This is a genomic window from Streptomyces cyaneofuscatus (assembly GCF_042718795.1).
Taxonomy (GTDB): Bacteria; Actinomycetota; Actinomycetes; order Streptomycetales; family Streptomycetaceae; genus Streptomyces; species Streptomyces cyaneofuscatus_A.
This window is the reverse complement of record NZ_JBHXOX010000002.1, coordinates 94,794-105,721: the sequence shown is the minus strand read 5'-3', so window position 1 is coordinate 105,721 and position 10,928 is coordinate 94,794. Positions and strand designations below refer to the sequence as shown.

Sequence of the window (10,928 nt, the reverse complement as noted above, 5' to 3'; positions counted from 1 at the left end):
ACGTCACCGGGTCGGCGCCCGGCACCGCCTCCGCGCGCCCGAGCTTCACCAGCCGCCGCAGATGGGACTCGGCCTCCGAGACGGCGATCGACCGCGAACCGTGCGGGATCTGCTCCCAGGGCCGGTTCCACGCCATCCGCTCGGCGAGCTGCCACGGGGTGAGCGGCGTGGCGAGCAGGGCGAGCAGCCCGGTCAGCCGCTCCTCGTGGTGGTCCAGCAGCTCCCGTACGCGTCCGCCCGCACCGGTGAACGCGTGCTGGTGGGCGGGCAGCACCTCGGCCACCCCGAGCCGCCCGATCCGCTCCAGCGAGGCGAGGTAGTCCCCGAGGGGATCGGAGACGGCGGAGTCGTCCGGGTCCTCGTACAGCCCGATGTGCGGGCTGATCCCGGGCAGCAGGTGATCCCCGGAGAACAGCCGCCCGTGCCCCGGCAGATCCGCCGGATGCCGCTCCTCCAGATGGAGGCAGACGTGGCCCGGGGTGTGCCCGGGGGTCCAGACGGCGCGCAGCCGCCGCCCGGCGAGGGCGAGCAGCTCGCCGGGGACGATCTCCCGGTCCGGCAGGGCGGGGCGCAGCCCGGGCAAGGTCCGCGGCCGGCCGCTGCCGCGGGCGGCGAGCAGGGGGGCGAGGTGGTCGTCGGGCGCGCCGACGGCGGCGAGCTTGCGGGCGAGGTAGTCGAGCCAGGTGCCGGGCGCGGCCTCCCGGGTACGCCGGACGATCGCGGCGTCCGCCTCGTGCATCGCGATCCAGGCCCCGGACGCCTCGCGGACCTGGCCGGAGAGGCCGTGGTGGTCGGGGTGGTGGTGGGTGATGACGACGCCGTGGACGTCGGTGACGGCGGTGGAGAGGGCGGTGAGCCCGGCGACCAGGGTGTCCCAGGACGCCGGGTCGTCCCACCCCGTGTCGATGAGGACGGGCCCCCGGTCGGTGTCGACGAGGTGGACGAGGGTGTGGCCGAGGGGGTTGTCCGGGATGGGGACCTTGATGCTGTGGACGCCCCCGCCGTGGTCGGTCACCTGAGTCATGGGCTCCCCATCTCTGCTCGGCAGGCGGCGCGAACTGCCCCCACTCTAACGAGAACTTGTTCCAGTGGTAGCCCAGCCCAACCACATCGACGCCTCTCGGCCGCGGTCCACGCCGTGGACTCCTGGAACAGGAACTGGTATCAGTTCTGACGAGCAGTCAGTTGCGGTGTACGGGTTCGCTTCGCGGGAGGCAACGGCCATGACGGAACGTACGGAGCTGGTGGAACACGGAAAGCTGTTCATCGGCGGGGAGTTCACCGACCCGCTCGGCACCGGCGTCATCGAGGTGATCTCCCCGCACACCGAACAGGTCATCGGCCGCGTACCGCACGCCTCGGAGGGGGATGTGGACCGGGCGGTCGCCGCCGCCCGCCAGGCCTTCGACGAGGGCCCCTGGCCGCGCATGACGCTGGACGAGCGGATCGCGGTGATCACGCGGATCAAGGACGCCTTCGCCGTCCGGTACGAGGAGTTCGCGCGCCTGATCAGCGCCCAGAACGGCACCCCGTACAGCGCGAGCGTGATGGTGCAGGCGCTGGCCGCGATGATGGTGTGGGACTCGGCGATCACGGTGGCGCGGACGTTCCCGTACGAGGAGCGGCGCGACGGGGTGCTGGGCCCCCTCCTGGTCCGCCGCGAACCGGTCGGGGTGGTGGCGGCGGTCGTCCCGTGGAACGTCCCCCAGTTCACGGCCGCGGCCAAACTGGCGCCCGCGCTCCTCTCCGGCTGCACGGCGGTCCTGAAGGTCTCCCCGGAAACCCCCCTGGACGCCTACCTCCTGGCGGAGATAGCGGCGGAGGCGGGCCTGCCGCCCGGGGTCCTCTCGATCCTCCCGGCCGACCGGGAGGTGAGCGAGTACCTGGTGGGCCACCGGGACATCGACAAGGTCTCCTTCACCGGCTCGGTGGCCGCCGGCCGCCGCGTGATGGAGGTCGCCTCCCGCAACCTGACCCGCGTCACCCTCGAACTCGGCGGCAAATCGGCGGCAGTCATCCTCCCGGACGCGGACCTGGAGGCGGCGGTCGCGGGCATCGTCCCCTTCGCCTGGATGATCAACGGCCAGGCGTGCGTGGCCCAGACGCGCATCCTGGCCCCGCGCTCCCGCTACGAGGAGATAGCGGAGGCGTTCGCGGCAGCGGCGGGCGCCCTGCGGGTGGGCGACCCCTTGGACCCGACCACCGAACTGGGCCCCTTGGTGGCGCAACGCCAACAGCAACGCTCTCTGGACTACATCAAGTTGGGCCAGGAGGAAGGCGCCAAGATCCTCACGGGCGGCAGCCGCCCCGCCTCCCAGGAACGCGGCTGGTACGTCGAACCGACCCTCTTCGGCTCGGTCGACAACTCCATGCGCATCGCCCGCGAGGAGATCTTCGGCCCGGTGATCTGCCTGATCCCGTACGGCAACGAGGCCGAGGCGGTCCGCATCGCCGACGACTCCCCGTACGGCCTCAGCGGCAGCGTCTGGACGGCCGACACCGAACGCGGCATCGACATCGCCCGCCGCGTCCGCACCGGCACGTACAGCGTGAACACCTTCAGCCTGGACATGCTCGGCCCCTTCGGCGGCTACAAGAACTCCGGTCTGGGCCGCGAGTTCGGCCCCGAGGGCTACGGCGAGTTCTTCGAGCACAAGATGATCCACCTCCCCGCCGGCTACCGGGAGGCATGATGGGCGACCGCTGGCACGTCGAGGTCGACCGCTCCGTCTGCATCGGCTCCGGCATGTGCGTGAACCACGCCCCGGACGCCTTCCACCTGGACACGGCCCGCCAGTCCCACCCCCGGACCGAGGACCGCGACGCCGGCGAACAGGTCCTCGCGGCGGCGGAGGGCTGCCCGGTCGAGGCGATCACGCTGACGCTGGTGGGGTCGGGGGAGGTGGTGTTCCCGCCGGAGGAGTGACGGGGGAACGGACTTCGCGCGGCCAGGTCGCCGCCGGTGCGTAAACGGCTGCTCCCCTCCGGCCGAGTGGTCGGTCTGCCGGAGGGGAGGTGGGTGTTCGGGAAACGGTTCGGCCGGACGGAGGGGCGGATGGCCCTGAGGGGCTGTACCGGCCCGAGGCCTAAGCCAGGTCACCGATGAACGCCTGCCAGGCGGTGTGGTCGAAGGCGAGGACCGGGCCCGTCGGGCGCTTGCTGTCGCGGACCGGGATCAGGTGGGGGAGGTTCGGGGCGACCTCCACGCACTCGTTGTTGCCGCCGCTGTACGAGCTGGTACGCCACTGCGCGCCTGACAGGTTCGGCGTGCTGTGGTGTGCGCTGTTCATGCTTGATGCTCCTTGGCCCTGCGACGGATGACAGCGCGGGATTCCGTCGGGGAGAGCGCGGACGTCCGCGCGGCATCGAACAGGTCCTGGTAGCGCGAGACGTCCGCCTCCCGTTCCAGCCACATGGAACCGGACGGGTTGTCCGCCAGCACCACGTCGAGCGCGCCCTCCTCGGGAAAACCCAGCACTACGTACGGGCCGAACATACTCGCATGTGCCCCGCGCGAGAACGGCAGCACCTGCACGGTCACGTTCGGGTGCTCGGAACTGGCCAGCAGGTGCTGCAACTGCGCGTTCATCACCTGGGCACCGCCGACTTGCTGGAGGAGGACGGCTTCCGACAGTACGGCCCAGAGCTGTAGCGGGGTGTCGTCCAGGAGCCGTTCCTGTCGTGCCAGCCGGACCTGGACGAACTTGTCGATCTCGTCCGCCGTCTGCCACTGGCGCGAAGCCACGGTGACGGCGCGGATGTACTCCGGAGTCTGGAGCAGACCGGGAATCAGCTGCGCCTGGAAGGTCCGGATCGATCCGGCCATGGCTTCCAGGGCGATGTAGTCGCGGTAGGTGTCGGCGAGTACATCGCCGTACTGGTTCCACCAGCCCTCCCGGCGCCTGCGGTTGGCCTTGCGGGCCAAGGAGGCGAGACGGTCCCGGATGTCGGGATCGGAGATTTCGTACGCGTGCAGCATCGCCGTCAGATCGGGGAGCCGGACGGCCACCCGGCCGTTCTCGATCCGGCTGATCTTGCCCTTGGTGCAGTCCAGGGCTTCGGCCGCTTGGCTGGTGGTCAGGCCGGCTGCCTCCCGCAACCTCCTCAGTTCATCGCCGAGTTGGCGGCCGAGAACGGTGGAGGTGTTGGCGGCGGTGCTCTTCGCGTGCATGTGAACACCTTTAGCAAAGTAGCGGCTCTGTCGGGGGGAGGTTACCCGAAAGAGGGAAAAATGATGTGGAGGCCATCGGCAACGTTGCATTTTCGAGCAGTCCGCGTCCATCCTGCTGATGTCGGAGAGGCCCGGGTGAACGGGCCTTTCCCGCAAGGGATTTCAGTCGACCGCGCCACTGGAGGACCGTGATGGCTGAACTGTGTGAAGTGAACGTCCGGCTGGTCCGTCGCCGCAGCAGCGTCCCCGAGGCCCGCGCACTCCTGCGCGCCAAGCTCGGTGAATGGCGAGCGGGGGAGGCGCCCGCCGACATCGGTGAGTTGGTGCTCTCGGAGCTGGTCACCAACGCCCTGCGGGTCGCCGTCCCCGGGGACCGGATGATCGGCGTACGCATCGTGTGCCGGGAGCGAGGCGCCTCGCTCCGGCTTGAGGTGAGTGACGCTGGGGGAGGCCGTCCCGTGGTGCGGGTGCCCGGTGAGCTGGAGCAGGGCGGGCGGGGGCTGCTGCTCGTGGAGGCGCTCGCGTACCGCTGGGGCGTGGACGAGCGGTCGGCGGGGATCGGCAAGACGGTCTGGGCGGAGGTGGTGGCGCCCGGCGCCGCGCCTGCATCCGTGGGCGCCGAATCCCTGGCCGCCGAGGCCGAGATCGCCGCCGCTACCGTCCGTCCTGGTCAGTCCGTACGGGTCTGGGGCGCCTGGTGCACCGTCCGGAGCGTGCGCAGTGAGCGGTACGCGTCGGGCGGGCTCGCGGTCGTGATCGGCCTGGATGACGGGCCCGGTCTGCGGATGGATGCGGCGGAACCGCTCCTGGTGCGGGACGGTGCGCGGCCGACCGCGGCCGGCGACCCCGTGGTGGCGTCGTGAGGAGTCTGTGGCGCAGGGTTCGGTGGCGTTCGGCGCGCCGTGCGGGGCCCCGGTTTCGCGGCACTCTGGTCCAGCTCGTCGGCGGGTGGCCGACCGTGGTCAGCCGGGGCGGTGTGCCGGTGGTGCCGGTGCCGCTGCTCGTTGCCGCGTCCGTGCGGCCCACCGTCCGGCGGGCCGGGCGGGGTTCGCTGCGGGGGCAGGTGCGTGTGCCTGCTCGTTTCGATGATCCGCATCCCAGGGTCGCCGCTGTCTTCGGGATGGCGTGATGCGGCTCCTCCTCGATACCCGCGTGATCGTGTGGTGGCTCGACGATGCGCCGGAGCTGTCCGAACCCGTCAGGCACCTGCTCGACTCCGCGAACGCCGTACACATCAGTGCCGTGTCGCCGTGGGAGATCACCCTCAAGCAGCACCTCGGCCTGATCGAAGGTCCGGGTGATCTGGCCGAACGGGTGCGCGACCTCGCGTTTCCGAGTCTGCCCGTCACCGCCGCGCACGGCGTGCGGGCCGGGCGGCTCCCGATGGTGCACGAGGACCCCTTCGACCGGATTCTCGTCGCCCAGGCACAGGCCTGTGGGCTGGTCCTCGTGACCCGAAGCCCGTGGATCTCGCAGTACGACGTCGAGGTCATGCCGGTCTGAACCGTGCGGCGGCCGGACTCCGTGCGGGCCCCTCAACCCCGTCCGGGCCCCGGCTCCGCCGTCAGGTCGATCAGGCGGCAGACCGTCTCGATGTCGATCTTGACCTGGGCGATCGAGGCCCGGCCCGACAGCCAGGTGATCAGCGCCGAGTGCCAGGTGTGCTCGATCACCCGGACCGCCGAGAGCTGCTCCGGCGTCGGGTTCTCCAGGCCCATCGCGTCCAGGATGATCGCCGTCGTGAGGCGGGAGACCGTGTCCACCTCCGGGCTCACGCTGCGGTCCGCGAAGGTGAGGGCGCGGACCATGGCGTCCGCCAGGTGGGGTTCGCGCTGGAGGGCGCGGAAGGCGCGCATCAGGGTCTCGGCCACCCGCTGGGCCGCGTCGTCCCCGGCCGGGGGGCGTTTGCGGAGCGTGGAGTGCATGTGCTGGAGCTGGTCCTGCATGGTGGCAACCAGCAGGTGGATCTTGGAGGGGAAGTAGCGGTACAGGGTGCCCAGGGCGACCCCGGCCGCCTCCGCCACCTCGCGCATCTGCACCGCCTCGAACCCGCCGCGGCTGGCGAGCTGGGCGCTGGCGTGCAGGATGCGGCGGCGGCGGGCCTCCTGCCGCTCGGTGAGCGGAGGCGTCGCGCGGTCCGTGGGCGGCTGCGCTGCCGGTCTGGCGTCCGCGGTCATGCTGTCCCCGTTCACGATCCATGGCGTTGATCCCGCACCCGGGTGGACGAAGCGATTGCGTCCGGGCGCGCACAGCATGCCAGGGCCTCCGTCGTGGCGCGAATCACCTGATCCGGGCCTCACACCGTCGCTACCTGCCGGTAGATTCGATGCACGTCGAACGATCAAGTCTGGAACTTGTTCTAGATTAGCGCTACCGGTTACGCTCCGGCGAACACGCAGTCAGAAGGGGGCCGAGTGTGACCGCTGAGGCCATAGAGACGGGCCCCCGCACGGGCGGCAGCAGCTCCGCCGCCGGGGCCGGCGACCGGCCGCTGCGCATCGCGCTCCTCACGTACAAGGGCAACCCGTTCTGCGGTGGCCAAGGCGTCTACGTACGCCACCTCGGGCGTGAGCTGGCCCGGCTGGGCCACAGCGTCGAGGTCATCGGCGCGCAGCCCTACCCCGTGCTCGACGAGGGCGTTCCGCTCACCGAGCTCCCCAGCCTGGACCTGTACCGGCAGCCGGACCCCTTCCGTACGCCGAAGCGGGGCGAGTACCGGGACTGGGTCGACCTGGCCGAGGTCGCCACCATGTGGACCGGCGGCTTTCCCGAACCGCTCACCTTCAGCCTCCGCGCCCGCCGCCATCTCCTGGCCCGGCGCGGCGAGTTCGACGTCGTCCACGACAACCAGACCCTCGGTTACGGGCTCCTCGGCGACCTCGGGGCCCCACTCGTGACGACGATCCACCACCCCATCACCGTGGACCGCAGGCTCGACCTGGCGGCCGCCACCAGCCGCCGCCGGCGCGCCTCCATACGCCGCTGGTACGCCTTCACCCGGATGCAGAAGCGGGTCGCCCGCAAGCTGGACACCGTGCTCACCGTCTCCGGCTCCTCCCGTGACGAGATCGTCGAGGACCTCGGCGTACCGGCGGACCGGATCAGCGTCGTCCACATCGGCGCCGACACCGGCCTCTGGTCGCCCGACCCCTCCGTCGCCGAGGTGCCCGGCCGCATCGTCACCACCTCCAGCGCCGACGTCCCGCTCAAGGGCCTGGTCCACCTCGTCGACGCCCTCGCCAAGCTCCGTACGGAGAACCCCGCCGCCCACCTCGTCGTCGTCGGCAAGCGCGCCGAGGACGGGCCGGTCGCCCGGGCCATCGAGCGGCACGGGCTCACCGACGCCGTCGAGTTCGTCAAGGGCATCAGCGACGCCGAGCTGGTCGACCTCGTGCGCAGCGCCCAGGTCTCCTGTGTCCCGTCGCTGTACGAGGGGTTCTCGCTGCCCGCCGCCGAGGCCATGGCCACCGGCACGCCCCTGGTCGCCACCACCGGCGGCGCGATCCCCGAGGTCTCCGGCCGCGACGGGGAGACCTGCCTCGCCGTGGCGCCCGGCGACGCGGACGCGCTGGCCGGGGCGCTCGCCCGGCTGCTGGCCGACCCGGAGCTGCGCGCCCGGCTCGGCGCGGCGGGCCGGGAGCGGGTACTGGCCAACTTCACCTGGGCCCGGGCGGCCGCCGGAACGGCCGAGCTGTACCGTCAGGCGATCGCCGTCCGTAAGGCAGCGGCCCGCAGGTGACGGCGTGACCACGTCGTACCCGCAGGTGACGGCGGCCCCGTTCACCGGCTGCCGTACCCCGCTTCTCCGAACCCGTCCCTCCGACCTCGAAGGCAGGCCCCCGTGCTGACCGTCGACTTCACCCGCTTCCCGCTCGCCGCCGGCGACCGAGTGCTCGACCTGGGCTGCGGTGCCGGCCGTCATGCCTTCGAGTGTTACCGGCGCGGCGCACAGGTGGTGGCCCTCGACCAGAACGGCGAGGAGATCCGCGAGGTCGCCAAGTGGTTCGCCGCGATGAAGGAGGCCGGGGAGGCCCCCGAGGGCGCCACCGCCACGGCGATGGAGGGCGACGCCCTCAACCTGCCCTTCCCCGACGACTCCTTCGACGTCGTGATCATCTCCGAGGTCATGGAGCACATCCCCGACGACAAGGGCGTCCTCGCCGAGATGGTCCGGGTCCTCAAGCCGGGCGGCCGCATCGCCATCACCGTCCCGCGCTACGGCCCCGAGAAGATCTGCTGGACCCTCTCCGACGCCTACCACGAGGTCGAGGGCGGCCACATCCGCATCTACAAGGCCGACCAGCTCCTCGCCCGCATCCGCGAGGCCGGGCTCAAGCCGTACGGCACCCACCACGCCCACGCCCTGCACTCGCCGTACTGGTGGCTGAAGTGCGCTTTCGGCGTGGACAACGACCAGGCGCTGCCGGTGCGGGCGTACCACAAGCTGCTGGTCTGGGACATCATGAAGAAGCCGCTCGCCACCCGGGTCGCCGAGCAGTTGCTCAACCCGGTCGTCGGCAAGAGCTTCGTCGCGTACGCCACCAAGCCGCACCTCCCGAAGGCGCAGGCGTGAGCACTCCCGAACAGACCGAACACCTGGTCCTGCCCGGCGTTCTGACGGCGGTTCAGGCCGCCGAGACGGTCGCCGCGCTCGCCGCCGTACAGCGCGAGGACGGGGCGCTGCCCTGGTTCCGGGGCCACCACCTCGACCCGTGGGACCACACCGAGGCCGCGATGGCGCTGGACGCGGCCGGCGAGCACGAGGCGGCCGAGCGCGCCTACGACTGGCTGGCCCGCCACCAGAACGGCGACGGTTCCTGGTACGCCGCCTACCACGACGGCGACCCCGGGCAGCCCACCGACCGCAGCCGCGAGACCAACTTCTGCGCGTACGTGGCCGTCGGCGTCTGGCACCACTACCTCGCCACCGGGGACGACGCGTTCGTCGACCGGATGTGGCCGACCGTCTTCGCGGCGATCGAGTTCGTGCTCCGACTCCAGCAGCCCGGCGGGCAGATCGGCTGGAAACGGGAGGCGGACGGGACGGCGGTGAACGATGCCCTGCTGACGGGTTCCTCCTCCGTCCACCAGGCGCTGCGCTGTGCGCTCGCCATCGCGGAGCAGCGCGAAGAGCCGCAGCCCGACTGGGAGTTGGCGACCGGGGCGCTGGCCCACGCGATCCGCCACCATCCCGAGCGCTTCCTCGACAAGAACCGCTACTCGATGGACTGGTACTACCCGGTGCTCGGCGGCGCCGTCACCGGGGCCGAGGCCACCGCCCGCATCCAGGAGGGCTGGGACCGCTTCGTCGTCCCTGGCCTCGGGGTGCGCTGCGTCCTGCCCAATCCCTGGGTCACCGGCGGCGAGAGCTGCGAACTCGCCCTCGCCCTCTGGGTGACGGGGGAGTCGGACCGGGCCCTGGAGATCCTCCAGTCCATCCAACACCTGCGTGCCGAAGGCGGGTTGTACTGGACGGGGTACGTCTTCGAGGGCAACAAGGCCTTCTGGCCCGAGGAGTTGACCACCTGGACGGCGGGCTCCCTGCTGCTGGCGGTGGCCGCACTCGGGGGGGACGAGGCGACCACCGCGGTCTTCTCCGGCGAGCGGCTGCCGGTCGGCCTGGAGCCGGACTGCTGCCGGTAGCCGACAGCCGCTCGCCTGTAGCCGGCAGCCGCTCGCCGGTAGCAGTCCGGCGCTGACCGCTGGTGCGGCCGGTCCGTCGTCAGCGGCGGATCCGGCCGGCTATGGCGTGCCCGATGAACAGGTAGACCACGGCCGCGAGACCGTAACCGGCCACCACCCGCGCCCACGCCGCGTCGAACGTGAACAGGTCGTACGACCAGCCCGCCAGCCAGGTGGCCGCGTCGTGCACCCACTGCACGAAGTCGTTGCCCCGATTGGCGTCCAGCAGGTACATCAGGATCCAGAGAATGATGATGAAGGCCAGGATGTCGGCCACGACGGCGATGATCCTCGCCGCTGAACTGCTGCCAGAAGAACGGGTTCTGTAGGACATGGAGTCCTGGTTACCGCTTTACCCTCAGTGAAACCCGAATGGCGGTACCGGGTGGCGGGCCGTGCGGGGCCGGGTGAGCCTGGCCGGGAGTGCCGAGGTTCGTCACTCCTTGTGACGCTCCTGCCCGGGAGGCCGCTGTGACCCGTTCCGTACCGATCCGTCGGCCGCTGGTGGCTTTCCTGCTCGCCTGCGCCGTGCTGGTGTCCGTCACGGCGTGCGGGGATTCCGGTGATTCCGGCAGTGCGACCGGTACGGGGACCAGTAGTTCCGCCTCCGCCTCCGCTTCCGCCTCGGCCTCTGCCGCCAGTCCGTCCGCCTCGACCGAGAGACAGCGGCTGGCCAAGACCCGCTTCGTGGCCAACGCCGGGCTCGCGGCCGGGGCGACGTATCAGTGGATCGTGAAGCCGTACCACGCGGGGACCTTCAAGAAGGGGGCCGAGGGGCGCACCTTCGCCCTCGTCAAGGCGGGGCTCGCGGGCGGGTTCGCGTACAACCGGCTCAAGGCGGCCGCGGAGAACGCCAAGGGCGACCCGCTGCTGTCGAAGGCCGTCGCCCCGCTCACGGCCGGGATCGAGTCCCTCCAGGGCATGGCCACCAAGCTCCGCAAGGGCGAGGCGGGCGAGGGGGACATCGGGGCGTTCGAGAGCGTCATCGACAGCATCAAGAACGCCGGGAAGGACGCGGGTGCCGAGGTGAAGGAGAAGGTCCCCTCCACCTCGCAGCTGACGGGGTAGAGCGGTC

13 protein-coding genes are annotated in these 10,928 nt (G+C 71.3%); 8 read left to right on the top strand and 5 right to left on the bottom strand.

Annotated elements, in window-relative coordinates:
• Positions 1–1,024: MBL fold metallo-hydrolase (locus ACFWRT_RS02160; RefSeq protein WP_380949473.1), on the bottom strand; the 1,024-nt coding region annotated here is incomplete at its 3' end.
• Between the two features lie 199 nt (positions 1,025–1,223).
• On the opposite strand from ACFWRT_RS02160, the gene ACFWRT_RS02155 reads away from it, so the two are divergent.
• Positions 1,224–2,693 carry an aldehyde dehydrogenase gene (locus tag ACFWRT_RS02155; protein WP_380949474.1) on the top strand — a complete coding sequence of 490 codons (1,470 nt, stop codon included), beginning with the start codon at positions 1,224–1,226 and terminating at the stop codon, positions 2,691–2,693.
• Positions 2,693–2,926 carry a ferredoxin gene (locus tag ACFWRT_RS02150; RefSeq protein ID WP_179222419.1) on the top strand — a complete coding sequence of 78 codons (234 nt, stop codon included), beginning with the start codon at positions 2,693–2,695 and terminating at the stop codon, positions 2,924–2,926. The genes ACFWRT_RS02155 and ACFWRT_RS02150 overlap by 1 nt, the downstream gene beginning before the upstream one ends.
• Positions 2,927–3,086: 160 nt before the next feature.
• Here the strand turns inward: ACFWRT_RS02150 and ACFWRT_RS02145 are convergent, their stop codons facing one another.
• Both ACFWRT_RS02145 and ACFWRT_RS02140 read right to left on the bottom strand, forming a co-directional pair.
• Complete coding sequence (locus ACFWRT_RS02145; protein ID WP_380949476.1) at positions 3,087–3,290, bottom strand: DUF397 domain-containing protein; 204 nt, start codon at positions 3,288–3,290, stop codon at positions 3,087–3,089.
• Positions 3,287–4,171: a helix-turn-helix domain-containing protein gene (locus ACFWRT_RS02140; RefSeq protein WP_380949477.1), complete on the bottom strand. Its 885-nt coding sequence runs from the start codon at positions 4,169–4,171 to the stop codon at positions 3,287–3,289. The genes ACFWRT_RS02145 and ACFWRT_RS02140 overlap by 4 nt, the downstream gene beginning before the upstream one ends.
• Before the next feature lie 191 nt (positions 4,172–4,362).
• Here ACFWRT_RS02140 and ACFWRT_RS02135 point away from each other — a divergent pair, with 191 nt between their 5' ends.
• Together ACFWRT_RS02135 and ACFWRT_RS02130 are read left to right on the top strand one after the other, a co-directional pair.
• Positions 4,363–5,034, top strand: coding sequence for an ATP-binding protein (locus ACFWRT_RS02135; RefSeq protein ID WP_380949478.1), 672 nt, complete (start codon positions 4,363–4,365; stop codon positions 5,032–5,034).
• 265 nt (positions 5,035–5,299) lie between these two features.
• The gene (locus ACFWRT_RS02130) at positions 5,300–5,674 is read left to right on the top strand and encodes a type II toxin-antitoxin system VapC family toxin (RefSeq protein WP_380949479.1); all 375 of its coding nucleotides are present in this window, start codon (positions 5,300–5,302) and stop codon (positions 5,672–5,674) included.
• A gap of 32 nt (positions 5,675–5,706) precedes the next feature.
• On the opposite strand, the gene ACFWRT_RS02125 is transcribed toward ACFWRT_RS02130, so the two are convergent.
• Positions 5,707–6,348, bottom strand: a complete 642-nt coding sequence (locus tag ACFWRT_RS02125) for a TetR family transcriptional regulator (RefSeq protein ID WP_380949480.1) — start codon at positions 6,346–6,348, stop codon at positions 5,707–5,709.
• Between the two features lie 239 nt (positions 6,349–6,587).
• Between ACFWRT_RS02125 and ACFWRT_RS02120 the strand changes: the two genes are divergently transcribed.
• The 3 genes from ACFWRT_RS02120 to ACFWRT_RS02110 all read left to right on the top strand — a co-directional run bounded on the left by ACFWRT_RS02120 (position 6,588) and on the right by ACFWRT_RS02110 (position 9,814).
• Positions 6,588–7,910, top strand: coding sequence for a glycosyltransferase family 4 protein (locus ACFWRT_RS02120; protein ID WP_380949481.1), 1,323 nt, complete (start codon positions 6,588–6,590; stop codon positions 7,908–7,910).
• Positions 7,911–8,012: 102 nt separating this feature from the next.
• Complete coding sequence (locus tag ACFWRT_RS02115) at positions 8,013–8,744, top strand: class I SAM-dependent methyltransferase (protein ID WP_380949483.1); 732 nt, start codon at positions 8,013–8,015, stop codon at positions 8,742–8,744.
• The gene (locus ACFWRT_RS02110; RefSeq protein WP_380949485.1) at positions 8,741–9,814 is read left to right on the top strand and encodes a prenyltransferase; all 1,074 of its coding nucleotides are present in this window, start codon (positions 8,741–8,743) and stop codon (positions 9,812–9,814) included. Before ACFWRT_RS02115 ends, ACFWRT_RS02110 begins: the two co-directional genes overlap by 4 nt.
• Before the next feature lie 79 nt (positions 9,815–9,893).
• Here ACFWRT_RS02110 and ACFWRT_RS02105 read toward each other — a convergent pair whose 3' ends face one another.
• On the bottom strand, positions 9,894–10,187 hold the full coding sequence (locus ACFWRT_RS02105; RefSeq protein WP_015608233.1) for a hypothetical protein: 294 nt from the start codon (positions 10,185–10,187) through the stop codon (positions 9,894–9,896).
• A gap of 137 nt (positions 10,188–10,324) precedes the next feature.
• Here ACFWRT_RS02105 and ACFWRT_RS02100 point away from each other — a divergent pair, with 137 nt between their 5' ends.
• A complete protein-coding gene (locus ACFWRT_RS02100; RefSeq protein ID WP_380949486.1) occupies positions 10,325–10,921 on the top strand; it encodes a hypothetical protein in 597 nt (198 codons plus the stop codon).
• The last annotated feature ends 7 nt before the right edge of the window (positions 10,922–10,928 follow it).

What these genes read in the sequence shown, in the direction of transcription:
- ACFWRT_RS02155 (WP_380949474.1), top strand. Translation starts at nt 1,224, where the DNA reads ATGACGGAACGTACGGAGCTGGTGGAACACGGAAAGCTGTTCATCGGC.
- ACFWRT_RS02150 (WP_179222419.1), top strand. Translation starts at nt 2,693, where the DNA reads ATGGGCGACCGCTGGCACGTCGAGGTCGACCGCTCCGTCTGCATCGGC.
- ACFWRT_RS02145 (WP_380949476.1), bottom strand. Translation starts at nt 3,290, where the DNA reads ATGAACAGCGCACACCACAGCACGCCGAACCTGTCAGGCGCGCAGTGG.
- ACFWRT_RS02140 (WP_380949477.1), bottom strand. Translation starts at nt 4,171, where the DNA reads ATGCACGCGAAGAGCACCGCCGCCAACACCTCCACCGTTCTCGGCCGC.
- ACFWRT_RS02135 (WP_380949478.1), top strand. Translation starts at nt 4,363, where the DNA reads ATGGCTGAACTGTGTGAAGTGAACGTCCGGCTGGTCCGTCGCCGCAGC.
- ACFWRT_RS02130 (WP_380949479.1), top strand. Translation starts at nt 5,300, where the DNA reads ATGCGGCTCCTCCTCGATACCCGCGTGATCGTGTGGTGGCTCGACGAT.
- ACFWRT_RS02125 (WP_380949480.1), bottom strand. Translation starts at nt 6,348, where the DNA reads ATGACCGCGGACGCCAGACCGGCAGCGCAGCCGCCCACGGACCGCGCG.
- ACFWRT_RS02105 (WP_015608233.1), bottom strand. Translation starts at nt 10,187, where the DNA reads ATGTCCTACAGAACCCGTTCTTCTGGCAGCAGTTCAGCGGCGAGGATC.